The sequence below is a fragment of the Micromonospora sp. NPDC049374 genome, assembly GCF_040677165.1.
Taxonomy (GTDB): Bacteria; Actinomycetota; Actinomycetes; order Mycobacteriales; family Micromonosporaceae; genus Micromonospora.
On sequence record NZ_JBFAQH010000018.1, the window covers coordinates 24008 to 44110 of the forward strand.

The following is a 20103-nucleotide window of genomic DNA, read 5'->3' on the forward strand; positions in this document are numbered from 1 at the left end:
GCCATTCGGAGGCCGGGGACCGGGCCACTATACCGATGGATGACGGCCCGGGTAGAGCGCCGGACCGGCGGTTGCGCACCGCGCGTCCGATTCCGCTCCGTAATCAGCGAGTGGCGTTACTCACCGTACAAGCCGGGACAACCGTCGGTCAGCAAGGGGCTTTCCGCCGGTCTGGCAGGTCGGGCAGTACTGGAGGCTGGAGTCGGCGAACGAGACCTCCCGAACGGTGTCCCCGCAGACCGGACAGGGCAGCCCGGTCCGCGCGTGCACCTTGAGCCCCGAGCGTTTCTCGCCCTTCAACTCCGCGGCCCGCTGCCCGAGCGACCGGGTCACCGCGTCGCCGAGCACCCGACGGGCCGCCGCGTGCAGGGTCGCCATCTGGTCGTCGGTCAGCCGGTCGGTCAACGCGAACGGTGACAGCTTCGCGGCGTGCAGGATCTCGTCCGAGTACGCGTTGCCGACCCCGCCGAGCACCGCCTGGTCGGTGAGCACCCCCTTGACCTGGCCCCGGCGGCCACGCAGGGCGCCGGCGAAGGTGGCGAGGTCGGCCGAGAGCGCGTCCGGCCCGAGCTTGGCCACCCCGGGCACCGCCTGCGGATCAGTCACCAGGTAGGCGGCGAGTTTCTTCTGCGTACCGGCCTCGGTCAGGTCGAAGCCGGAGCCGTCGTCGAGGCGTACCCGGATCGCGATCGGTCCCTTGCCGGGCCGCAACGGAACGGTCGAGGCGAATGCCTCCCGGTAGTGCAGCCAGCCGGCGCGCGCCAGGTGGACCACCAGGTGCAGGCCGCCGTCGAAGACCACGTCGAGGAACTTGCCGTACCGCCGGGCGTCGGTCACCGCCCGGCCCGCGACGGCGGTCGGTGCCGGGTCGTACGTCTTCAGGGCGCTGATCGCGGCGACCTCCAGGCGGTCGACCCGCCGGCCCACCGCGCGCTGTCGCAGGTAACCGGCGAGCGCCTCCACCTCCGGTAGTTCGGGCATCGTCCAACGGTAGCCTTCTTTCCCGTGAGAATCGTGGTGGCGCACAACCGGTACCGGGAAGCTCAGCCCTCCGGTGAGAACACCATCGTCGACGCCGAGATCGCCCAGCTCACCGCCGCCGGGGTGGAGGTGCTGCCGTTCCTGCGCAGCTCCGACGAGATCCCGACGATGCCGAAGACGGCGAAGGCGCTGCTGCCGATCTCCCCGATCTACGCACCACGCGCCCAGCAGGAGTTGGCCCGGCTGCTCACCGAGCATCGCCCGGACGTGCTCCACCTGCACAATCCGTACCCACTGCTGTCGCCCTGGGTGGTGCGGACCGCGCACCGGCACCGGGTGCCCGTAGTCCAGACGGTGCACAACTACCGACAGGTCTGCTCCTCGGGGCTGTACTTCCGGGACGGCATGATCTGCCAGGACTGCCGGGGCCGGGCACTGGGTGTGCCGGCGGTGGTGCATCGCTGCTACCGGGGGTCACGGGCGCAGAGCGCGCTGATGGCCACCACCCTGGCCGTGCACCGGGGTACCTGGAAGTCGGTGGACAGGTTCATCGCCCTGACCACCGCGGTCGCCGATCACCTGCGTGACTACGGCATCCCCGATTCGCGAATCGTCGTGAAACCGAACGGGATCCCCGACCCCGGCGTGCCCGCACCGCTCGGCCAGGGCTTCCTCTTCCTCGGCCGGCTCTCCCCCGAGAAGGGCCTCGACCTGCTTGTGGAGGCCTGGCGGCGACATCCGGACGGCGCGCTGGGCCTGCTTCGCGTCGCCGGGGATGGCGAACTGCGCCCGCTTGTCGAAGCGGTGGCGGCAGAGCGCTCCGACGTCAGCTACCTCGGACCACTGGACCGGGCCGGCGTCCGGCAGGCGCTGGCCGCCAGTGCCGTGGTGCTGGCGACGTCCACCTGGCACGACGTGCTGCCGACCGTGATCATCGAGGCGTTGGCCAGCGGCCGGCCGGTGCTCGGCACTGCACTCGGCGGCATTCCCTACCTGGTCGGCGCGGACACCCCTCGGGAGCCCGCCGGCACCGGTCCGGCGGCGTCCGCGTCGGCGTCCGCCCCCGCCGTCTCCGGTGCCGTGCCCGGCTCCTCGGCTCCGAACTCCTCCGCCGACGCCGGGTCTGTCTGTGCCGCCACTGGTACCGGGGGAACGTCGGCGGTGCCGGCCGGTGTGGTGACCGGCGAGGCGGGCTGGGTCGTGCCTCCGGACCCGGCAGCCCTGGCGGCCGCCCTGCCGATGGCCGCAGCGGGGGCCGCCGCACTGTCCGCCTCCGCCCGCACCCGCTACGAGCGCACCTTCCACCCCGACGTGGTCACCAACCACCTCCTGGACGTCTACACCTCCCTGACCCACCCCTGACCCCACCCCCGACCCCACCCCCGACCCCACCCCCGACCCCACCCCCGACCCCACCCCCGACCCCACCCCTGACCCATCCCGTTGATCATGAGGTTAACGGCAGTATTCGATCTTCAAAGTGCCGTCAACCTCATGATCAACGAGGTGGGTCAGGGGTGCGGGGTGGGGCGGTCAGCGGAGGGAGGCGCGGGCGGAGAAGGCGATGCTGGTTAGGAGGAAGCCGCCGTTGACTGCGGTGAAGGCGATCATGACCCAGAGGGTGAGGGCTGGGGCTAGGGCCAGGACCAGGGCGGCCACGAAGATCACCGCGCCGTAGTCGCGGACCAGCTTGATCAGGCGTACCGGCAGGCTGGTGGAGGTGACCATGCTTGCCGCGTTCGGGCCGGACTGCATCACCGAGGTGACCAGGTTGACCATCCAGGTGCCGGCGAACGTCGCCACCAGCCAGGTCGGCGTTGCCGGTTGCTGCGCCACGGCGGTGGCGGACAGGGCGGCGACCAGCGCGATCTGGGCGGCCACGTCACAGAGCACGTCGACCCGGGCACCGGCCACGCTGCCCTGCCCGGTCACCCGGGCCAGTTGACCGTCGGCGCAGTCCAGGGCGTACGCGATCTGCCAGCCGAACAGCGCGACCAGCCCGACCACCGGAGCCGGCACGTCCCCGGCGGCGACCGGGCCGGCGAGGGCGACCACGGTGACCGAGGTGGCCAGCCCGAGCAGCAGGTTGGTGATGGTCAGCGCGGTCGGCCGGAGCCCGACACGCTGGGCGACAAGCGCGAAGACCGCGCCGATCCACTGACTGACCGACTCGCTGAACAGACCACCGCCCCGGTTCACCCGGTGGAAGTCGGCGACCGTGGGGTGGGACGGCTCAGCCAAGGTGCTCACGGAGGGCGTCAACGTAGTCTCCCAGCCGGGTACGAAGGTCGTCGGCGGACAGCGCCAGGTGTTCGAGGATCGTGTAACGGTCGGGCCGGGTGTGCGGGGCGAAGGCCACCGCCTCGACGAACTGCTCGTCGGTGAGCCCGAGGTCGGCGGGTCGGGTGGACAGCCCGTGTCGGTGCAGGCAGCGGGCGAGCTGGCCGAACCGTTCCAGGTCGCCCCGGAGGAAGGTGCAGAACAGCGCACCGAGCCCGGCCTGCTCGCCGTGCGAGGCGGTGCTCGGGAAGAGGTGGTCGATGGCGTGCGAGATCTCGTGGTCGCCGCCGCTGGCCGGCCGGCTGGAACCGCAGATCGACATCGAGATGCCGCCCAGGATCAGCGCCTCGGCCAGCGTGGTCAGGAACCCGTCGTCGGTGATCTTGCCGGGATGGTTGACCAGGGCCTCCGCCCCGGTGCGGGCCAGCGTCACGGCGAGGCCGTCGATCGGCTCGCCGCGCACCTCGTGGGCCAGCTCCCAGTCGGCGCAGGCGCTCAGATTGCTCACCGCGTCGCCGATGCCGGCCTGGGTCTGCCGGTCCGGCCCGTTCTCCACGAAGTCGAGATCGACAAGTACGGCGATCGGGATGTGCACCCCGTACGAGCCCTTGCCGCCCTCGTGGGTCAGCGACGCCACCGGAGACGCGATCCCGTCGTTGGCGAGGCTTGTCGCCACGGTGACCATCGGGATGCCGTAGCGGGTGGCGGCGTACTTGGCCGTGTCGATGGTCTTCCCGCCGCCGATGCCGACGACCGCGTCGTAGCTGCGGCGGCGTAGCTGGTCGCCGAGCTCGATGGCGGAGTCGACGCTGCCACCGGCGACGGTGAACACGTCGGCCGACCCGAGCGAGGGCCGGCACAGCTCGACGATCTTCTCGCCCTGACCCGGGCCGACCACCACCGCGACGTCGCCGCCGCTGGAGATCCGGCGGTCGGCCAGCAGCGAGCCGAGGTCGGCCACGGCACCCCGGCGGACCTCGATCGACAGCGGCGTCGCGACGGTACGGGCTAGTAGCGGCACGCGATCTCCCGCGCCCGGGTCAGGTCGGCGTGGTTGTCGACCTCGACCCACGCCACGTCGCCGATCGGCGCGGCCCGGACCTCGCCGCCACGGTCGGCGAACTCCTGGTACCCGTCCTCGTAGTACAGGTTCGGGTCGCGCCGCCAGGTCGCCTCCAGGGCGTCGGCGAGCGCCTCGGCCACCTGCGGCTCGATGAGCGTGGCCCCGATGTACTCGCCGTACGCCTCGCCCGGGTCCATCAGCTTGGTGATCCGGGTGAGCTGGCCGGCGGCGTCGAAGGTGGTCTTCATCTCCTCCTCGGCCAGCGGCTTGAGAGTGTCGATCGCCAGCAGCACGCCGGGCCCCCGCTCGGCCAGCAGGGTCTTCTCGATGCTCACCGGGTGCACGGTGTCACCGTTGACCAGCAGGACGCCCCGGGAGAACCAGTCACGCGCCAGCCAGAGGGAGTACGCGTTGTTCCACTCCTCGGCCTTGTCGTTGGGGACCAGGGTGATCGTGACGCCGTACCGGCTCTCCAACTCGGCCTGGCGTTCGCGGACGGCGTCGGCGGCGTAGCCGACCACCACCACGACCTCGGTGAGCCCCACCTCGGCCAGGTTACGCAACGCGATGTCGAGGATGGTGATCTCGCCATCCACCGGCACCAGCGCCTTGGGCAGCGTGTCGGTGTACGGGCGCAGCCGGCGGCCTGCGCCCGCTGCCAGCACCATTCCGACCATGCCAGCATCGTTTCCTGTTCTCGCGGCGTTCACCGAAGGAGGATAGCGCCGCCCGTGGCGGCGCTGCCGCCGGTCAGCGGTGAGCAGCCGGCGGGCACCTCGGTCAGCCGGGCAGAGCCGCCAGGTCAGCGAGCATCGTCAGCCGCTCCTCGGCGGTCAGCACGGCGTACGGTCCGGCCGCTCGGCGGTCGGTCTCCAGCTCGATGGCCTGGCGCTGCGGTCCGTCGGGCAGCGCCACGATGCTCGTCGCGGTGTGCCCGGCGGCGTGCCACGCGTCGGCGTGCGCGTCGGCGCGGTGGTACCGCAGGGCGCCGAGCCGGTTGAGCAGCAGCACAACGGGTGGGATGCCGTCCGGCTCGTACGGGGGCGCCACCGCGTGGAACGCCCCGCCGCCCTCCGCGACGGCCAGCAGCCGACCGGCGACCTGCACCAGTCGCAGCACCCGGTCGTGGTGGCCGGCCCACAACTCCTCGGTCACCTCGGCGTGCACCTGGTACAGCTCGGCGAGGAAGGCCAGACCCCGCTCGGTGGCGGTGAGCCCGCCGTCCGGCCGGCGGTGGACCATTCCGTACGCGACGTGCCGATCAAGACTCCGCCGGCAGGCGGTCGGGTCCCGGTAGCGGGTCACCGCGGCGAACCCCGGGCCGTCGACCGTGCCACCCGGCGCGGCCAGCCGGGTGCGCAGTTCCACCAGGAAGCCGGTGGCGGGCGGTCCGCCGTACCGCTGGCTCAGCTCGGCTGCGCCACCGTGCCCACCGGCCTGCATGGCCGCGGTGAAGACCCGGTCCACGGCGGGCGCCACCAACGCCGCGTACCGGTGCGGAGCAAGCCCGACCGTGTCGCTCACGAACCGATGGACCGCAGGACGGCGAAGGCCCGTTCGGCGATGTGCCGAATCAACCCGTCGTTGACCTCACGGTGCTCGTCGAGCAGATCGAGATCGTCGGGGCCGAGCCAGCGGTACTCGGTGTGCTTGCCTGTCTCCAGCACGGGTGCGGTCAGCTCGCCGTCGACCCGGACCAGCCAGTCGCTCTCGATCCGGGCCAGGCCGTCGTCCCCGACGTAGCGGTACTCGCCGATTTCGGCGATCACCTCGGACACGCGCCAGCCGGTCTCCTCGGTGACCTCCCGGTACAGCGCGTCCTGCACGGACTCGCCCGGTTCGAGGTGCCCGCCGACGATGTCCCAGCAGTTGGGGAAGAGCCGCCGGTGCGGCGAGCGGCGTTGGAAGAACAGGCGTCCGTCGGGGGCGACGATCAGCGCTCCCGCGCAGCGCAGCGGCTCGGTGGACACGTCAAGAACAGTAGCCGTGACCGTCCCGCCGCGACGATGTCCGGTCTTGTCCTGGAAACCTACGGGGCTCACCATTGCGGGTAACCGGGTGCAGCCGTCCCAAAGGGGTGATGTGTCATGCAGGTTCGGGAAGCTATGTCCAGTGAGATCCTCGTGGTCGGTCCGGAGCACACGCTGCGGCAGGCGGCGCGGATGATGTCGGAGCGCGGCATCGGGTCGGCGGTGGTGATCGACCCGGATTCCGAGGGCATCGGGATCATGACCGAGCGCGACGTGCTCAACGCGATCGGGGCCGGTCTTGACTGCGACGTCGAGCGGACCGGAGCCCATCTGACCTGGGACGTCGTCTATGCGGGGCCGGAATGGACGATCGAGGAAGCCGCGGCGGCGATGGCCCGGGGTGGCTTCCGGCACCTCGTCGTCCTCGACGGTCGTGAGGTCGCCGGCGTCATCTCCGTACGCGACATCATGCGGGTGTGGGCGGCCAGCCGGATGGTCGGCACCGGCTGACCGACGCCGATCGGCGGTCGGTCGATCCGTCCGGGTTGGGCGGGCTGGTCGGCGGGTAGTACCCCTGCTGCGGGCACGGGCCGACCGTGCCCCGCGGGGAGGCGTGATGCGTGGCGCGGACCGGTTGATCCAGCAGCAGTACGAGATGCTGCTGCGGCGCGACGTGGCTCGCCTGCCGGAGCTGTACGCGCCGGACGCCCGTTACGCCATGCCCGGCGTCACGGTGCGTCCGACCGAGTTGCCGGCCCTGCTGCGTACCTGGACGGGTGCCTTTCCCGACCTGCGGGTCGATCCGCTCGGTGCGGTGCGCACGGCCGGCGGCGCGGCGGTCGAGCACCTGCTGACCGGCACCCACACCGGCGTGCTGCACACCCCTTTCGGGACCGTCGCGCCCACCGGACGGGACGTCGCCTGGGAAGTGGTGGACGTGGTCCGGGTGCGTCGGGGCCGGATCGCCGCCTGGCGGTCCTACTTCGACTGGGGGGAGCTGATGACGCTGCTGGGCCTGCGGGTCGCGGGGACGTCGCGCCGGCCGCAGGACGAACCGGTCGGCCTTCCGGCCTGACCTGCCACACAGTCGGCGGGTACGGGTCGGCCACCGGACGCGACCGTTCACCCGACCCGGTGGCTCAGGATGCGGACATCGCCGTGCCTTCCGCGCACGCCCCACCTCCGCCCGTACGCTGAACAGCCATGACCGCCGAGCAGCTGATCTCCTTTGCCCGTGGCGCCCCCTCACTGGACATCGTCGATGTCGAGGGGCTCAAGGCCGCCGCCGTCCGCGCCTTCGACGCCGACCCCGCCGGGGTGACGGCGTACGGCACCTCCGTCGGTTACGTCCCGCTCCGGAAGTGGATCGCCGAGAAGCACGGTGTCGAGGCGGAGCAGGTGCTGGTCACCAACGGCTCGTTGCAGGCCGACGCCTTTCTCTTCGATCACCTGGTCCGTCCCGGCGACGCGGTGGTGGTGGAGCGTCCCACCTACGACCGCACCCTGCTGAACCTGCGGAACCTGGGCAGTGAGCTGCACGCTGTCACCATCCAGCCGGACGGCCTGGACACCGCCGAGCTGCGCAAGCTGCTGGAGTCCGGGGTACGCCCCCGGCTGGCCCACGTCATCCCGAACTACCAGAACCCGGCCGGCGTGACGTTGTCCCTGGAGAAGCGGCGCGAACTGCTGGACCTGGCCGCGGAGTTCGGTTTCACGATCTTCGAGGACGACCCGTACGCGGACATCCGGTTCCGGGGCGAGGCGCTGCCATCGATGCTGTCGATGGACACCCGCAACGTGGTCGTGCACGCCTCCAGCTTCACCAAGACCGTCTGCCCTGGCGTTCGGGTGGGCTACCTGGTGGGCCCGGCGGACCTGATCGGCGACATCGCGAAGAAGGCGACCAGCCTCTACATCTCTCCCGGCATGGTGTCCCAGGCCATCGTGCACCAGTTCTGCGTGTCGGGGGACATCGGGCGTTCGATCGAGACGGTCCGGGCGGCCCTCGGTGAGCGCGCCACCGTGCTCGCCGAGTCGCTGCGCCGGCACATTCCGGAGGCCCGGTTCGTGGAGCCGGACGGCGGCTACTTCCTCTGGGTCGAGTTGCCGGAGGACGTAGCGGTCGACCGGCTCGCCCCGGCGGCGGCCGAGCGTGGCGTCGCGGTGGTCAAGGGCAGCGACTTCGTGGTCGACGGCGGCCGACACGCGCTGCGGCTCGCCTATTCCGCGGTCACCGCGGATCGGATCGACGAGGGAGTTCGGCGGCTGGCCGAGGCGATGAAGGCGGTGCGTGGCTGAATTTCTGTCGGCTTTCCGACAGAACGGCGATACCGGCCGGCCCGGGTCTCCCGCTGAAGCGACTCGGGGCCCACAATGCTGCGAGCGTCACTCAGCACGCGTACCAGGAGATCGGGGCGACCGCACCCGTCGCGATTCCGGTACCGGCGCGGCCCGGCCGCCCACGCGCTGGTGTGACGCGACAGCACAACCCCCCGCCCCCACGGCGCCGGGCGGGCCGGATCGCCCCTCACCCCCCCGATGCGGTCCGGTCCGTCCGGCGCCACCCCTGCCGCCCGGCCATGATCGCGGCGGCGGCGTAACCTGCAAACCGCAGCAGACGGGGGGAGGGCGTGATGACGGAGCGGACGCAGCCTGCGGGGACGACCTCCTCGGACGGCCCGGCCGCCGCTGGCACCCGGAGTGCGAGCGCCAACGGGAGCCGCGCTCTGCGGCCTCGGAACTGGTCACCCGTGCGGGCCGTGACGCGCCGGCTCAGCCCGGACGGTTCGCAGGCCGATCAGACGTCGGCCGCCCAGCGACGCAACGCGGTGGTCGACTGCGCGCTCTATCTCGACGGTAAGCGGCAGGCCGGAGACTGGGACTACGCCGACGCGCTGGCCGCGGCTCGCGGCGCCGAAGCAGGTTTCGTCTGGCTCGGCCTGCACGAGCCGGAGCTCGCCGAGATGACCGAGATCGCCACCACGTACGGGCTGCACGAGCTGGCCGTGGAGGACGCGGTGAAGGCCCAGCAGCGTCCGAAGCTGGAACGTTTCGGCGAGGTCAGCTTCCTGGTGTTGCGCACCGCCCGCTACTGCGAGCACACCGAGCTGACGGAGAACTCCGAGGTGGTGGAGACCGGGCAGGTGATGCTCTTCATCGGCCCACAGTTCGTGATCAGTGTCCGGCACGGCGACGCCTGCCGGCTCGCGCCCGTACGCGAGGAGTTGGAGGCTCGCCAGGAACTGCTGCTCAACGGTCCCTGGGCGGTTGCGTACGCGATCACGGACCGAGTCGTCGATCTCTACCTGGAGGTTGCCGACCAGCTTGAGGACGACATGGACGTGCTGGAGACGGAGGTGTTCGACCGCCAGACCAGCGGCCGGATCCAGCGGATCTACCAGATGAAGCGGGAACTGGTCGAGTTCAAGCGGGCGGTGATGCCGTTGCAGCGTCCACTGCTGTCGCTGACCACGCAGATGAACCGGGACGTGCCCAAGGAGGTGCGCCGCTACTTCCGCGACGTGCAGGATCACCTCAGTCGCACCGTCGAGCTGGTCAACTCCTACGACGACCTGCTCAATTCGATCCTCCAGGCGCGACTGGCCCAGGTGACGGTCGACCAGAACAACGACATGCGCAAGATCGCGGCTTGGGCGGCCATCGCCGCCGTGTGGACCGCGATCGCCGGCATCTACGGCATGAACTTCGACTTCATGCCGGAGCTGAGGGTGACCTACGGCTACCCCGTGGTGCTGGCCCTGATGCTCAGCATCTCGCTGGCCCTCTACCGCTGGTTCCGCCGCAACGACTGGCTCTGACCCCACCCCACCCACCCCCTCCCCACCCACCGCCCGCTTCTCGGTCTGCGCTGACCATGAAGTTGTTGCCACGACACACCAGTGTGCGCGGCAACAACTTCATGATCAACTCGGGTGAGGGTGAGGGTGGGGGCGAGGGTGGGGGTGGGGGTGGGGTTAGGCGCGGGTGTTGGATTTGTGGTTGGTGGCCTTGCTCAGGTCGTCGGCGGGGCGGCCGGTGCTGGTGCGGGCACCCTCGGCGACCGAGGGGACCTTCCCGGTGGCGGATACCCCGGACGGCGCGGTCGCGGTGGGGGTGGTGGAGGCGCTGTCGCCGCCGGCCACCGCCGAGCTGCCCGCTCCGGTCGAGACCTTGCCGGCACCGGCCGGGCCGGTCGTACGCACCTCGATGGTCTCCACCTCCTCGTGCATCGGCTCGAGCGCGGCACCCGCGTCGTACTCGGCCCACTCCTGCTGCTCGCGGTGCCGCCGCAGGGCCATCGCGCCGGCCAGCCCGGCCACCGTTCCGGCGGCGAGCAGGCCGATCATGGTCCCGCTCCGGCGGGACTTCTTCTTCGCCTTCATCTTCTTCGCCTTCCTGCTGACCGCGGCCTGCTTGGCAACTGCGGCCTTCTTCCCCTTGACGGCCCGATCGGCCGCGTCGGACTGCGCATGACGTACGGCCAGAGCAAGCGGCGCGAGGGCGGCGGCCGTCGACGCGAGGCCGCTCGATGCCCGGTCCCGGACCACGACGGCGGTCGGTGCCACCGCACCGCGGGCGGTCTGGAACCGTGGACCGACCGTGTCGCCGGCTCCCCTCGCCGCATGCGTGGCGGCCTGCCTCAGGTGACCGATGCTGCGGTTCAATTCGGCCCGGGCCAACTGCGCCTGGGTCTTGCGCCGCCAGTTTCCAAACACGGTCCCACCTCCTGGGAGTTGCTCTGTCTCATCCTCCACCTTCGGATGCCTCCGCATGTCCAGATCGGGCACATGGGAGGATCCGCATGGAACTGACCAACGAGTAAGGAGTACCCGTGGCCGAGGCTGTCTACGCCACCCTGCACACCAACGCCGGCCCGATCCGGCTGGAGCTCTTCGGCAACCACGCCCCGAAGACCGTCCGCAACTTCGTCGAGTTGGCCGAGGGCACCCGCGAGTACACCGACCCGCGGACCGGGCAGCCGGGCAGTGGTCCGTACTACGACGGCACCATCTCGCACCGGGTGATCAGCGGGTTCATGATTCAGATGGGTGACCCGACGGGAACCGGCCGGGGCGGGCCGGGCTACACCTTCGCCGACGAGTTCCACCCCGAGCTGCGGTTCGACCGGCCGTACCTGCTGGCGATGGCGAACGCGGGACCCGGCACCAACGGCTCGCAGTTCTTCATCACCGTCTCGCCGACGCCGCACCTGAACAACCGGCACACCATCTTCGGACAGGTCGCCGACGAGCAGTCCGCGAAGATCGTCGAGGCGATCGCCAACACCCCGACCGGCCCCAGCGACCGGCCGCTCCAGGACGTCGTCATCGAGCGCGTCGAGATCGAGCGCTCGGCCTGACCGGGCGTCCGCGCACGGTGCCGAAGGCCCTCGCCGGCCTGCGGTTTCATGGTCTGGTCGACCGGCTCGCCGAGGGCCAGTTCGGGCACGCCGACGGGACCGGACGGCGACCGGCGGCGTTGCAGACCGGTCCGGATACCCCACCGGTATCCGGACCGGTCTTCGCTCTGCCGGCCGGCCGCCAGCACTCCGCCACGGGCCGCCAGCACTCCGCCACGGCTGGACGAAGATCCGACGCGTCCCCGGGGCCGCCGGCCGAGGTCGACCGCGGTGAGCCGCGGTCGACGGCGGTGAGCCGGATTGGCGGGGTACGCCTCGACCCGCCTGAGTGGTGGCTCGGGGTACCTTTGCTCGCATGACTGAGCGCTCGGGTGTCTGGGGCCAGCGATGAGCGAGTCCCCGCCGACCATGCCGGCCTGCTACCGCCACCCCGGCCGGGAAACGTACGTCCGCTGCACCCGCTGCGACCGTTCGATCTGCCCGGACTGCATGAACGAGGCGTCGGTCGGGTTCCAGTGCCCGGAGTGCGTGGCGGAGGGACGCCGCAGCGTGCGGCCGGCGCGTACCGCCTTCGGTGGCGGGGTGGTCGGTCGACACGGTTACGTGACGAAGACTCTGATCGCCTTCAACCTGCTGGTGATGCTGGTCTCGATCGCCTCCGACCGGGGCGGGGACGCGGCGGCCGGCGGTAACGGCTTCGGCGGGCTGATGGGCGGCAGCACCCCGTTGACCGAGTGGGGTGCGGTGTTGGGCCGGGCGATGTTCCTCGACGGCACCGTCGGCGGTGTCGCCGAGGGCCAGTGGTACCGCCTGGTCACCGCGATGTTCCTGCACTACGGCGTGGTGCACCTGCTGCTGAACATGTGGGCGCTCTGGGTGCTCGGCCGCTCGCTGGAGGCGGTGCTCGGGCCGCTGCGGTTCGCCGCCCTGTATTTCATCGCCGGCTTCGGCGGCAACGTCGCGGTCTACGTGTTCAGCGCGCCCAACCAGATGTCGGCGGGAGCGTCGACCGCCATCTTCGGCCTCTTCGCGGCGATCTTCGTGATCATGCGGCGACTGGGTCGGGACACCTCGGCCATCCTCCCCATCCTGGTGATCAATCTGATCTTCACCTTCACCGTGCCGCAGATCTCGATCGCCGGTCACCTGGGCGGTCTGGTGTTCGGCGCGCTGATGGCTCTGGTGCTGGCCTACGCGCCGCGGTCGCGCCGGACGCTTGTGCAGTTCGGCGGTGGCGCGATCATCGTGGTGGCGCTGCTCGGGATGGCCCTGGTCCGCACGGCCGCGCTGCTGGGCTGACCGCTGCCCGGCCCGGCACCGGCGACGCAGGCCCGGTCACGTCGCCGGCGCAGGGCGTGGATCAACCGGTGCCGCCGGGACTTCCCGCCCGGGCGGTACGCAACGCGTCGGCGACCTCGGCCGGATCCGCGTTGAGATCGAGTCGGCTGAACAGGTGCAGTGAATCGCCCGCATCGATCTCCAGGGTCGGGCCGGCCAGTCCGCGCCCGGACCGACGGTGCACCTGGACGGTCTCCACCATCGGCCAGGGCAGGTGCCGCCGGCTCAGCAACCCGGCCGGTACGGTGATGCCGGTCGCGTCCACCGCCAACCGCACCGGCGCGACCAGATCCCGCAGGCCCCACCCGGTGAGGACCGCCGCCGCCAACCCGCCGAGCACCGGTCGGAGCGGGTCACCCTCGGCGAGCAGGATCCCCAGGGCGAGCAAGCTGGCTGCGGCGGCCAGCTTGAGGACCGGTAGGGCCAGGGGCACCCGCCACTGCTGTGCGATGGTGTCGTACGCCACGGCACCAGCATGCCAGCGCCGCCGGTCACCGGCATCCGCCACGAAGCGTCGGCCGTCGCCGGTCACCGGCATTCGCCCCGAAGCGTCGGCCGGCGTGGGCGGCGGGGGCGTGGCGGTCGGCCGGGGTGGGCGTAGGATCGGAGCAGCCCAAGTTACCGGGGAGTAGATATGAGTGACGCGGTTATCGTCGGTGCGGTGCGCACCCCGGTCGGGCGGCGCAAAGGCAGCCTGGCCACGGTGCACCCGGTGGATCTGTCCGCGCACGTACTGCGCGCCCTCGCCGAACGCACCGGAATCGATCCGGCTCAGGTGGACGACGTGGTCTGGGGTTGCGTCTCCCAGGTCGGCGAGCAGTCGTGGAACGTCGCCCGGAACGCCGTACTGGCCGCCGGCTGGCCCGAGTCGGTGCCCGGCACCACCCTGGACCGGCAGTGCGGTTCCAGCCAGCAGGCCCTGCACTTCGCCGCGGCCACCGTGCTCTCCGGCCAGGCGGACCTGGTCGTCGCGGGCGGCGTCGAGTCGATGACCCGGGTGCCGATGGGCTCCAGCGTGGCCGGTGGGATGCCGTTCAGCGAGCAGATCCTGACCCGCTACCGGGGGGTCGAGGGAGTCGCCGAGGACTCCCCGCTCCCCTTCAACCAGGGCGTCGGGGCGGAGCTGATCGCCCAGCGGTGGCGCCTGTCCCGCACTCAGCTCGACGAGTTCGCGCTGGCCAGCCACGAGAAGGCCGCCGCCGCGCAGGACGCGGGCGCGTTCGAGGCCGAGCTCGCCCCGGTGGCGCTCGCCGACGGCGGAAAGTTCGCGGTGGACGAGGGCATCCGGCGCGACACCTCGCTGGAGAAACTGGGCGAGCTGCCCACTCCGTTCCGGCCCGACGGTGTGGTCACCGCCGGTTCGGCCTCGCAGATCTCCGACGGTGCCGCCGCACTCGCGGTCACCACGAGCGAGTGGGCCAGCCGGCACGGGCTGCGTCCGCTGGCCCGGGTCCACACCGCCGTGGTCGCGGCCGACGACCCGGTGGCCATGCTGACCGCGCCGATTCCGGCCACCGCGAAGGCGCTGCGTCGCGCGGGGTTGGGCATCGAGGAGATCGGGGTGTACGAGGTGAACGAGGCGTTCGCCCCCGTACCGCTGGCCTGGTTGGCGGAGACCGAGGCGGACCCGGAGCGGCTCAATCCGCGCGGCGGTGCGATCGCCCTGGGGCATCCGCTCGGCGGCTCCGGTGCCCGGATCATGACCACGATGCTCGCCCACATGCGTGACAACAACATCCGCTACGGCCTGCAAACCATGTGCGAGGGCGGCGGAATGGCCAACACCACCATCCTCGAACTCCTCTGACCCCCTGAAGAAAGTCGATCAAGAAGTTTTGGTCTCCTGGGCGCCGGTCAGAGACCAAAACTTCTTGATCAACTCTTCGGGTTCGGGGGTGGGGTTGGGCGGGGTGGAAATTGCAGAAAGCATGTCCAGGGGCCATGTCACCGTGGGGGCAGGGTCGTTGGGCAGGTCATGGACGTCTTCTCCCGAACGTTCCTTCCGGCCGCCGCCGAGGCCGGGCTGGCGGTGCAGACCGCCAGCCGGCACATGCCGGTGTTTCGTCGCTGCGTGGGTTCCGGCGACGCCACCATCCTGGTCACCCGGTGCAGCCGGCCCGACCGGCCGGTAAACGGGGAGTATCTGCTGCTGCTCACCCACCGGCGGCTGGTGGTCACCCGGCAGACCCGGGTGCTGCATCGGCTTCGCCTGCATCTCAACACGGAACTCCGCGAGTTGAGCCACGTCACCTGGAGCCCCGACCCGCGACTGCACTGCGTGGAACTGGCCGCTACCGCGATCGACGGCATCCGCGAGCGCTTCCTGATCCGCACCCAGCACCCGAAGCAGGTGTGGCAGCTGGACGCGCTGCTCAATCACGCCTTCCGCGCCCGGGTACGCAGCGCACAGCCGCGGATCGTGGCCACCGTCGCCGAGGCGCCCGCCGCCAGACCTGGCGCCTTCCAGCCCGTCGTGGCCCACTGACCGGGTCTTCTTACCGAATCCGAACAAAGCTTGACGCTGCCGGATCCCGTCGATCGGCAATCATGGCCCAGTGACCGCCGAGAACCCGCAACGCGGGCTGGTCCTCGTGGTGGAGGACGAACCGAGCATCGCCGACCTGGTCCGGCTCTACCTCAGCCGGGACGGCTTCGGCGTACACGTCGAACGGGACGGCAGCGCCGGCCTCGCGGCCGCCCGCCGGTTGCGTCCGGTGGCCTGCGTGCTCGACATCGCATTACCCGGGCTGGCCGGCACCGAGATCTGCCGTCGGTTGCGCGAGGCCGGCGACTGGACGCCGGTCATCTTCCTCACCGCTCGCGACGACGAGGTGGACCGCGTCGTCGGCCTGGAACTGGGGGCCGACGACTACGTCACCAAACCGTTCAGCCCCCGCGAACTCGTCGCCCGGCTGCGGGCGGTGTTGCGCCGGGCCGCCGGCCCGCCGGGCGGTGCCGGGCAACCCGTCGTGCTCGGCCGGGTCACCGTCGACCCCGACCGCAGGTCGGTCACTGCCGACGGTGCCCAGGTGCAGCTGACCTCCACCGAGTTCGACCTGCTGGCTCACCTGATGAGTCGGCCGGGTCGGGTCTTCTCGCGGGAGGAACTGCTGGCCGCGGTCTGGGGATACGCGGCGCACGCCGGCACCCGTACCGTCGACGTGCACGTGGCGCAGGTCCGGGCGAAGCTCGGCGCGGCGAGCGTGATCCGGACCCATCGCGGAGTCGGGTACGCCGCCGATGGCTGATCGTCCCGGCCGCACGCTGACCGCCCGCGCGGTGCTGGTGACCTGCGCGGTGGCACTGGTGTCGGTGCTGGTCACCGCGGTGGTGGCGGTGCCGGTGGCGGTCCGCGCCGCCGAGCGGCGGGACCGGCAGGCGCTCGCCGCGCAGGCGCAGGTCGCCGCCGAGCTGCTGCGGGCGCGGCCCGGCCGGGTCCGGGAACTGGCCGGCGAGCGGTTGATCCGCCAACTCGGCAACCAGGGCACCACCATCTACCTGATCTCGGGCGGTGACGTCGACCGTGCCGGCCTGCCTCCCCAGGTGGTGAAGCGGGTGTCCAACGGCCGGAATTTCTCCGGCCGGCGGCTGGTCGACGGGGAACGGGCACTCGTCGAGGGCCGGGCACTGCCCGGCGGCGACGGGGTGGTGCTGACCCGCCCGCTCGGGGCCGGAGTGTGGCGTCAGGTGCTGCGCGGCCTCTGGCTGCCACTGCTGGCGGGGTTGGCCGCGGGCGCGGTCGCGGGCTCGCTGCTCGCCCGGCGGCTGGCCCGGCCGATCCGCCGGGCGGCCCTCGTCGCAACCCGGCTGCGGGCGGGCGACCGCACCGTCCGGGTGCCGGTCGAGTCGCCGGCCGAGGTGGCCGACCTGGCGTACGCGCTGAACGGGCTGGCCGCCGCGCTGGCCACGAGTGAGGGACGACAGCGGGAGTTCCTGCTCTCCGTCTCGCATGAACTGCGCACCCCGCTGACCGCGATCCGTGGCTACGCCGAGGCGCTGGCCGACGGGGTGGTCGGACCGTCGGCGGCGGCCGAGACCGGCCGGACCATGCTCGCCGAGGCGGAGCACCTGGACCGGTTGGTCGCCGACCTGCTCGCCCTGGCCCGCCTGGAGGCGGTCGACTTCCCCCTCGAACCGGTGCCGGTGGATCTGGCCGGCCTGGCCGCTGACGCCGGCCGGACCTGGGCAGACCGATGCTCCTCGGTGGGGGTGACGTTCCGGACGGAGCTGCCGGGGCAGCCGGTGCCGGCGTACACCGACCCGGGGCGGATCCGGCAGGTGATCGACGGCCTCCTGGAGAACGCGCTGCGGGTGGTGCCACCGGGTGCACCGGTGGTGCTGGCGGTCCGGGCGGCCGGTGCCGACCCGGCCGCGGGTGGCGTGATCGAGGTCCGCGACGGCGGACCGGGGCTGACCGACGACGACCTGACGGTGGCCTTCGAGCGTGGTGCGCTGCACCAACGCTACCGAGGGCTACGCAAGGTCGGCAGCGGGCTCGGACTCGCGCTCGCCGCCGGCCTGGTCCGCCGGCTCGGCGGTGGGATAACCGCCGGGCACGCTCCCGAGGGCGGGGCCGCGTTCACCATCCGGCTGCCGGGATTCCTTACCTGACCCGAACATCGGCCTGACGGTCGGCTCATCCGGTCGGTCCAGGCTGGATACCCGGATCTCCGCCCGGCCTCGTCTCGGCCTGACGGAATCCGGCAGACCAGCACCGACGAGAGGACGAGGCATGGCACGCAGGAGATCCTTCACCGCCACCGGGGCGCTGCTGGTGACGGTCGCGTTGGCCGCCGCCGGCTGCGGGGTGGGCCGGGCCGAGCGGGACGCGATGCAGGAGGGTGCGGTCGAGGTGGTGGCCGCGATGGGCGCGGAGGGTCAGGCACTTGCCGCGCTCGGCCTCGACCCCGAGGAACTGGACGCCGACCCGAGCACGGCCGCGCCGGTGGAGCCCACCCCGAGCGCGGCCAACAAGCGCAAGGAGCGGGTCGAGGAGTGGCGCAAGCGTCGGGCGGCCCGGGTGCTGCTGCGCAAGAACACGCTGCACGGCGACGTCGTGGTGCAGACCAAGGACGGCGGCACGAAGACCGTCTCCGTGCAGCGCGGCGAGGTGACCGAACTCGCGGACGACAAGATCACGGTCAAGTCGACCGACGGCTTCACCCGGACCTGGACCTTCGCCGACGACCTGCGGGTGATCGAACGGCGGAAGTCGATCGCGTCCACGGACATCAAGGTCGGCACCAAGCTGGGCGTGGCCGGCACCATGAACGGCGAGCAGCCGCAGGCCCGTCTGATCGTCGTTCCGGTCAACCAGAAGTGACCGTGGGCCCGCCGCGCCCGGTGCGGTGATCAAGCTCGATCACCCGGTGCCGGGCCCGGCGGGCCTGCCGCCCCAGGTGTCAGTAGACCCGGGAGCCGATGAAGTCGTCCCGTCCGTAGCCGACGGGCTGGGCGAACGACCGCGACTCGAACGACCACTGCTGTCGGGAACTGCTGGAACAGGTGGCCAGCCGCAGTCGGGGCGTACCGAGCAGCGGGTTGTCGAAGGCCAGGCAGAGGTTGGTGTCACCGGCGGCGCGGAGCTGGTTGCCGGCGAAGGTGAACTTCTGGTTGGTGCCGCCGTGGCAGTCGTGGATGTTGACCGCCGTGCCCGACCGCATCGAACCACCGGCCACGTCGAGGCAGCGGTCGTGGGAGAGCTCGGAGTGCAGCGACTGCCGGGTCGGGTCGTACCAGAAGCCCTGGTTGCGTCCGCCGTGGCAGCGGTACGACTGCTGGACGGTGCCGTTGCGCGAGTTGTAGCCCTTGCCGTCCACGCAGGTGCCGGTGGCGGCGTTGCGCAGCTGCTTGAACTCCATCAGCCCCGGGTAGAGCACCCCGTTGCCGGTGCTGGCCGGGTCGACGCAGGTGCCCTGCTGCTGGCCGGACGTGTGGAACTGAGTGATGCACTGGGCGAACATGCCGTGCCCCCGGTAGTTCGGGTGAAACGACTGTCGGGCCGCGTTCTCGTCCCAGATCCCCACCTCGATGTACAGCCCCCGTACCGAGGTGTTGTCGGTGCACACCTCGTGGCCGTGGAAGAGGCGGCTGGCGTCGAGGTAGCGGGTGCCGGTGTTCGCCGCCGCCGCCCGCAGCGCCGACTCGAACAGCGGCACCGCCTTGTTCCGGGCGAACGCAGCGTCGGCGAGGTAGAGCAGGCAGCCGCCGGAGTACCAGCCGGGGAAGTTCGGATTGTCCTCCACGTCCGGGCTGGCCGGGCTGGAGTACGACATGAACACCAGCTCGTAGTCCGAGCTGAGGTAGCCGGCGTTCGTCATGGTCCGGCGGATGTCGGTGAGTGCCTCCTCGACGGCCCGGCGGCTGCCGTCGGTGCGTACCGTCCACTGGTCGGTGTAGGTGGGCCAGCAGGGGCCCTGGAAGAAGACGCGGCGGACCGCGCAGTCGGTGGCGACCGGGCCGAACTGGATCGTGCCGTCGCCGTTGGCACCGGCCACCACCCAGATCAGCTTGATGTGCGTGTTGCGTGCCTTGATCGCGAGGTGGTCGCCCTGGTTCAGCTCGTTGTGCTGGGTGGGACCGCCGGCGATCAGATTCCACGGCGTGGCGCCCGAGCAGGCGATGTTGTAGCGCTCGTCGGCGGCGATACCGGTGCGGAAGACCGCCTGGTCGTACGAGCGGTCGCACCAGTTGCCCGGCTGGTGGGTGCCGGGCACGTAGTTGCCGACCCCCTCACCGGAGATCTGGCTGTCGCCCATGGTGATCAGCGCGGTCCGGCGCTGGTCGAGCGGGCGGATGCCGGGGGCGCCGTAGAGCGCGGTGGCCTCGGCTGCGCGGATGGATTCGAGGTGGGCGGGGAGCGGCTGGACGGCGGGACGGTCGGCCGCGGCGGCGGGTGAGGCCGTGGCCAGCATCGGCAGGACGAGAGCGGTGGCGAGGACGGCGACCTCGGCAAGTCGCCGTCGAGGTGTCCGTTCACGCCTGGCGTGGGTACCAGACATCGACGCACTCCTTTCGGTCCGATCGCGGGACGTCGATCGGGTTACCGGACGGTAACGCGTGCGATGCAGGTATGTGAATACGTCTCGGGATACTTACGTGCTGCGCCGAAC

20 protein-coding genes and 1 pseudogene are annotated in these 20103 nt (G+C 71.4%); 12 read left to right on the forward strand and 9 right to left on the reverse strand.

The window, feature by feature from the left end; all coding sequences use genetic code 11:
- Positions 1-120: 120 nt before the first annotated feature.
- The gene (locus AB0J93_RS25215; RefSeq protein ID WP_363924804.1) at positions 121-981 is read right to left on the reverse strand and encodes a DNA-formamidopyrimidine glycosylase family protein; all 861 of its coding nucleotides are present in this window, start codon (positions 979-981) and stop codon (positions 121-123) included.
- Between the two features lie 24 nt (positions 982-1005).
- On the opposite strand from AB0J93_RS25215, the gene AB0J93_RS25220 reads away from it, so the two are divergent.
- Complete coding sequence (locus AB0J93_RS25220) at positions 1006-2343, forward strand: glycosyltransferase family 4 protein (protein WP_363924805.1); 1338 nt, start codon at positions 1006-1008, stop codon at positions 2341-2343.
- A 171-nt stretch (positions 2344-2514) separates the two neighbouring features.
- Here AB0J93_RS25220 and AB0J93_RS25225 read toward each other — a convergent pair whose 3' ends face one another.
- The 5 genes from AB0J93_RS25225 to AB0J93_RS25245 all read right to left on the reverse strand — a co-directional run bounded on the left by AB0J93_RS25225 (position 2515) and on the right by AB0J93_RS25245 (position 6294).
- Positions 2515-3231 (reverse strand): CDP-alcohol phosphatidyltransferase family protein, encoded by a 717-nt coding sequence (locus AB0J93_RS25225; protein WP_363924806.1) that lies wholly within the window; start codon positions 3229-3231, stop codon positions 2515-2517.
- Positions 3215-4282 carry an iron-containing alcohol dehydrogenase family protein gene (locus tag AB0J93_RS25230; protein ID WP_363924807.1) on the reverse strand — a complete coding sequence of 356 codons (1068 nt, stop codon included), beginning with the start codon at positions 4280-4282 and terminating at the stop codon, positions 3215-3217. The genes AB0J93_RS25225 and AB0J93_RS25230 overlap by 17 nt, the downstream gene beginning before the upstream one ends.
- Positions 4270-5001 (reverse strand): phosphocholine cytidylyltransferase family protein, encoded by a 732-nt coding sequence (locus tag AB0J93_RS25235; protein WP_363924808.1) that lies wholly within the window; start codon positions 4999-5001, stop codon positions 4270-4272. Before AB0J93_RS25235 ends, AB0J93_RS25230 begins: the two co-directional genes overlap by 13 nt.
- A 103-nt stretch (positions 5002-5104) precedes the next feature.
- Positions 5105-5848, reverse strand: a complete 744-nt coding sequence (locus AB0J93_RS25240; protein WP_363924809.1) for a hypothetical protein — start codon at positions 5846-5848, stop codon at positions 5105-5107.
- Positions 5845-6294 (reverse strand): NUDIX domain-containing protein, encoded by a 450-nt coding sequence (locus AB0J93_RS25245; RefSeq protein WP_363924810.1) that lies wholly within the window; start codon positions 6292-6294, stop codon positions 5845-5847. Before AB0J93_RS25245 ends, AB0J93_RS25240 begins: the two co-directional genes overlap by 4 nt.
- A 117-nt stretch (positions 6295-6411) precedes the next feature.
- Between AB0J93_RS25245 and AB0J93_RS25250 the strand changes: the two genes are divergently transcribed.
- The 4 genes from AB0J93_RS25250 (at position 6412) to corA (ending at position 10112) form a co-directional block, all read left to right on the forward strand.
- Positions 6412-6804, forward strand: coding sequence for a CBS domain-containing protein (locus tag AB0J93_RS25250; protein ID WP_221086736.1), 393 nt, complete (start codon positions 6412-6414; stop codon positions 6802-6804).
- Positions 6805-6910: 106 nt separating this feature from the next.
- On the forward strand, positions 6911-7369 hold the full coding sequence (locus AB0J93_RS25255) for an ester cyclase (protein ID WP_363924811.1): 459 nt from the start codon (positions 6911-6913) through the stop codon (positions 7367-7369).
- 128 nt (positions 7370-7497) lie between these two features.
- Positions 7498-8592 (forward strand): PLP-dependent aminotransferase family protein, encoded by a 1095-nt coding sequence (locus AB0J93_RS25260; RefSeq protein WP_363924812.1) that lies wholly within the window; start codon positions 7498-7500, stop codon positions 8590-8592.
- Between the two features lie 461 nt (positions 8593-9053).
- The gene (gene corA, locus AB0J93_RS25265) at positions 9054-10112 is read left to right on the forward strand and encodes a magnesium/cobalt transporter CorA (RefSeq protein WP_363924894.1); all 1059 of its coding nucleotides are present in this window, start codon (positions 9054-9056) and stop codon (positions 10110-10112) included.
- Between the two features lie 156 nt (positions 10113-10268).
- On the opposite strand, the gene AB0J93_RS25270 is transcribed toward corA, so the two are convergent.
- Positions 10269-11066 (reverse strand): hypothetical protein, encoded by a 798-nt coding sequence (locus AB0J93_RS25270; RefSeq protein WP_363924813.1) that lies wholly within the window; start codon positions 11064-11066, stop codon positions 10269-10271.
- Between the two features lie 59 nt (positions 11067-11125).
- Here AB0J93_RS25270 and AB0J93_RS25275 point away from each other — a divergent pair, with 59 nt between their 5' ends.
- A complete protein-coding gene (locus AB0J93_RS25275; protein ID WP_093410764.1) occupies positions 11126-11653 on the forward strand; it encodes a peptidylprolyl isomerase in 528 nt (175 codons plus the stop codon).
- A gap of 387 nt (positions 11654-12040) precedes the next feature.
- Positions 12041-12952 (forward strand): rhomboid family intramembrane serine protease, encoded by a 912-nt coding sequence (locus tag AB0J93_RS25280; RefSeq protein ID WP_363924814.1) that lies wholly within the window; start codon positions 12041-12043, stop codon positions 12950-12952.
- A 61-nt stretch (positions 12953-13013) separates the two neighbouring features.
- Here the strand turns inward: AB0J93_RS25280 and AB0J93_RS25285 are convergent, their stop codons facing one another.
- A complete protein-coding gene (locus AB0J93_RS25285; protein ID WP_363924895.1) occupies positions 13014-13424 on the reverse strand; it encodes a PH domain-containing protein in 411 nt (136 codons plus the stop codon).
- Between the two features lie 201 nt (positions 13425-13625).
- Between AB0J93_RS25285 and AB0J93_RS25290 the strand changes: the two genes are divergently transcribed.
- From AB0J93_RS25290 to AB0J93_RS25310, 5 genes and pseudogenes are all read left to right on the forward strand, one after another.
- Positions 13626-14798 carry an acetyl-CoA C-acyltransferase gene (locus AB0J93_RS25290; protein ID WP_363924815.1) on the forward strand — a complete coding sequence of 391 codons (1173 nt, stop codon included), beginning with the start codon at positions 13626-13628 and terminating at the stop codon, positions 14796-14798.
- A gap of 168 nt (positions 14799-14966) precedes the next feature.
- Positions 14967-15476, forward strand: a complete 510-nt coding sequence (locus AB0J93_RS25295) for a hypothetical protein (RefSeq protein ID WP_363924816.1) — start codon at positions 14967-14969, stop codon at positions 15474-15476.
- A 70-nt stretch (positions 15477-15546) separates the two neighbouring features.
- Positions 15547-16239, forward strand: a complete 693-nt coding sequence (locus AB0J93_RS25300; protein ID WP_363924817.1) for a response regulator transcription factor — start codon at positions 15547-15549, stop codon at positions 16237-16239.
- Positions 16232-17619 (forward strand): annotated as a pseudogene (locus AB0J93_RS25305) (HAMP domain-containing sensor histidine kinase). Before AB0J93_RS25300 ends, AB0J93_RS25305 begins: the two are co-directional and overlap by 8 nt.
- A gap of 203 nt (positions 17620-17822) precedes the next feature.
- Entirely contained in the window at positions 17823-18314 is a 492-nt protein-coding gene (locus tag AB0J93_RS25310) for a hypothetical protein (RefSeq protein ID WP_363924896.1), read from the forward strand.
- A 79-nt stretch (positions 18315-18393) separates the two neighbouring features.
- Here AB0J93_RS25310 and AB0J93_RS25315 read toward each other — a convergent pair whose 3' ends face one another.
- Positions 18394-19992 carry a ricin-type beta-trefoil lectin domain protein gene (locus tag AB0J93_RS25315; protein ID WP_363924818.1) on the reverse strand — a complete coding sequence of 533 codons (1599 nt, stop codon included), beginning with the start codon at positions 19990-19992 and terminating at the stop codon, positions 18394-18396.
- Positions 19993-20103: the final 111 nt, after the last annotated feature.

Excerpts from the sequence above, each read along its gene's own strand:
- AB0J93_RS25315 (WP_363924818.1), bottom strand. The coding sequence starts at position 19,992 with ATGTCTGGTACCCACGCCAGGCGTGAACGGACACCTCGACGGCGACTT.
- AB0J93_RS25250 (WP_221086736.1), top strand. The coding sequence starts at position 6,412 with ATGCAGGTTCGGGAAGCTATGTCCAGTGAGATCCTCGTGGTCGGTCCG.
- AB0J93_RS25295 (WP_363924816.1), top strand. The coding sequence starts at position 14,967 with ATGGACGTCTTCTCCCGAACGTTCCTTCCGGCCGCCGCCGAGGCCGGG.
- AB0J93_RS25280 (WP_363924814.1), top strand. The coding sequence starts at position 12,041 with ATGAGCGAGTCCCCGCCGACCATGCCGGCCTGCTACCGCCACCCCGGC.
- AB0J93_RS25290 (WP_363924815.1), top strand. The coding sequence starts at position 13,626 with ATGAGTGACGCGGTTATCGTCGGTGCGGTGCGCACCCCGGTCGGGCGG.
- AB0J93_RS25255 (WP_363924811.1), top strand. The coding sequence starts at position 6,911 with ATGCGTGGCGCGGACCGGTTGATCCAGCAGCAGTACGAGATGCTGCTG.
- AB0J93_RS25260 (WP_363924812.1), top strand. The coding sequence starts at position 7,498 with ATGACCGCCGAGCAGCTGATCTCCTTTGCCCGTGGCGCCCCCTCACTG.
- AB0J93_RS25270 (WP_363924813.1), bottom strand. The coding sequence starts at position 11,066 with ATGCGGAGGCATCCGAAGGTGGAGGATGAGACAGAGCAACTCCCAGGA.
- AB0J93_RS25235 (WP_363924808.1), bottom strand. The coding sequence starts at position 5,001 with ATGGTCGGAATGGTGCTGGCAGCGGGCGCAGGCCGCCGGCTGCGCCCG.
- AB0J93_RS25215 (WP_363924804.1), bottom strand. The coding sequence starts at position 981 with ATGCCCGAACTACCGGAGGTGGAGGCGCTCGCCGGTTACCTGCGACAG.
- AB0J93_RS25310 (WP_363924896.1), top strand. The coding sequence starts at position 17,823 with ATGCAGGAGGGTGCGGTCGAGGTGGTGGCCGCGATGGGCGCGGAGGGT.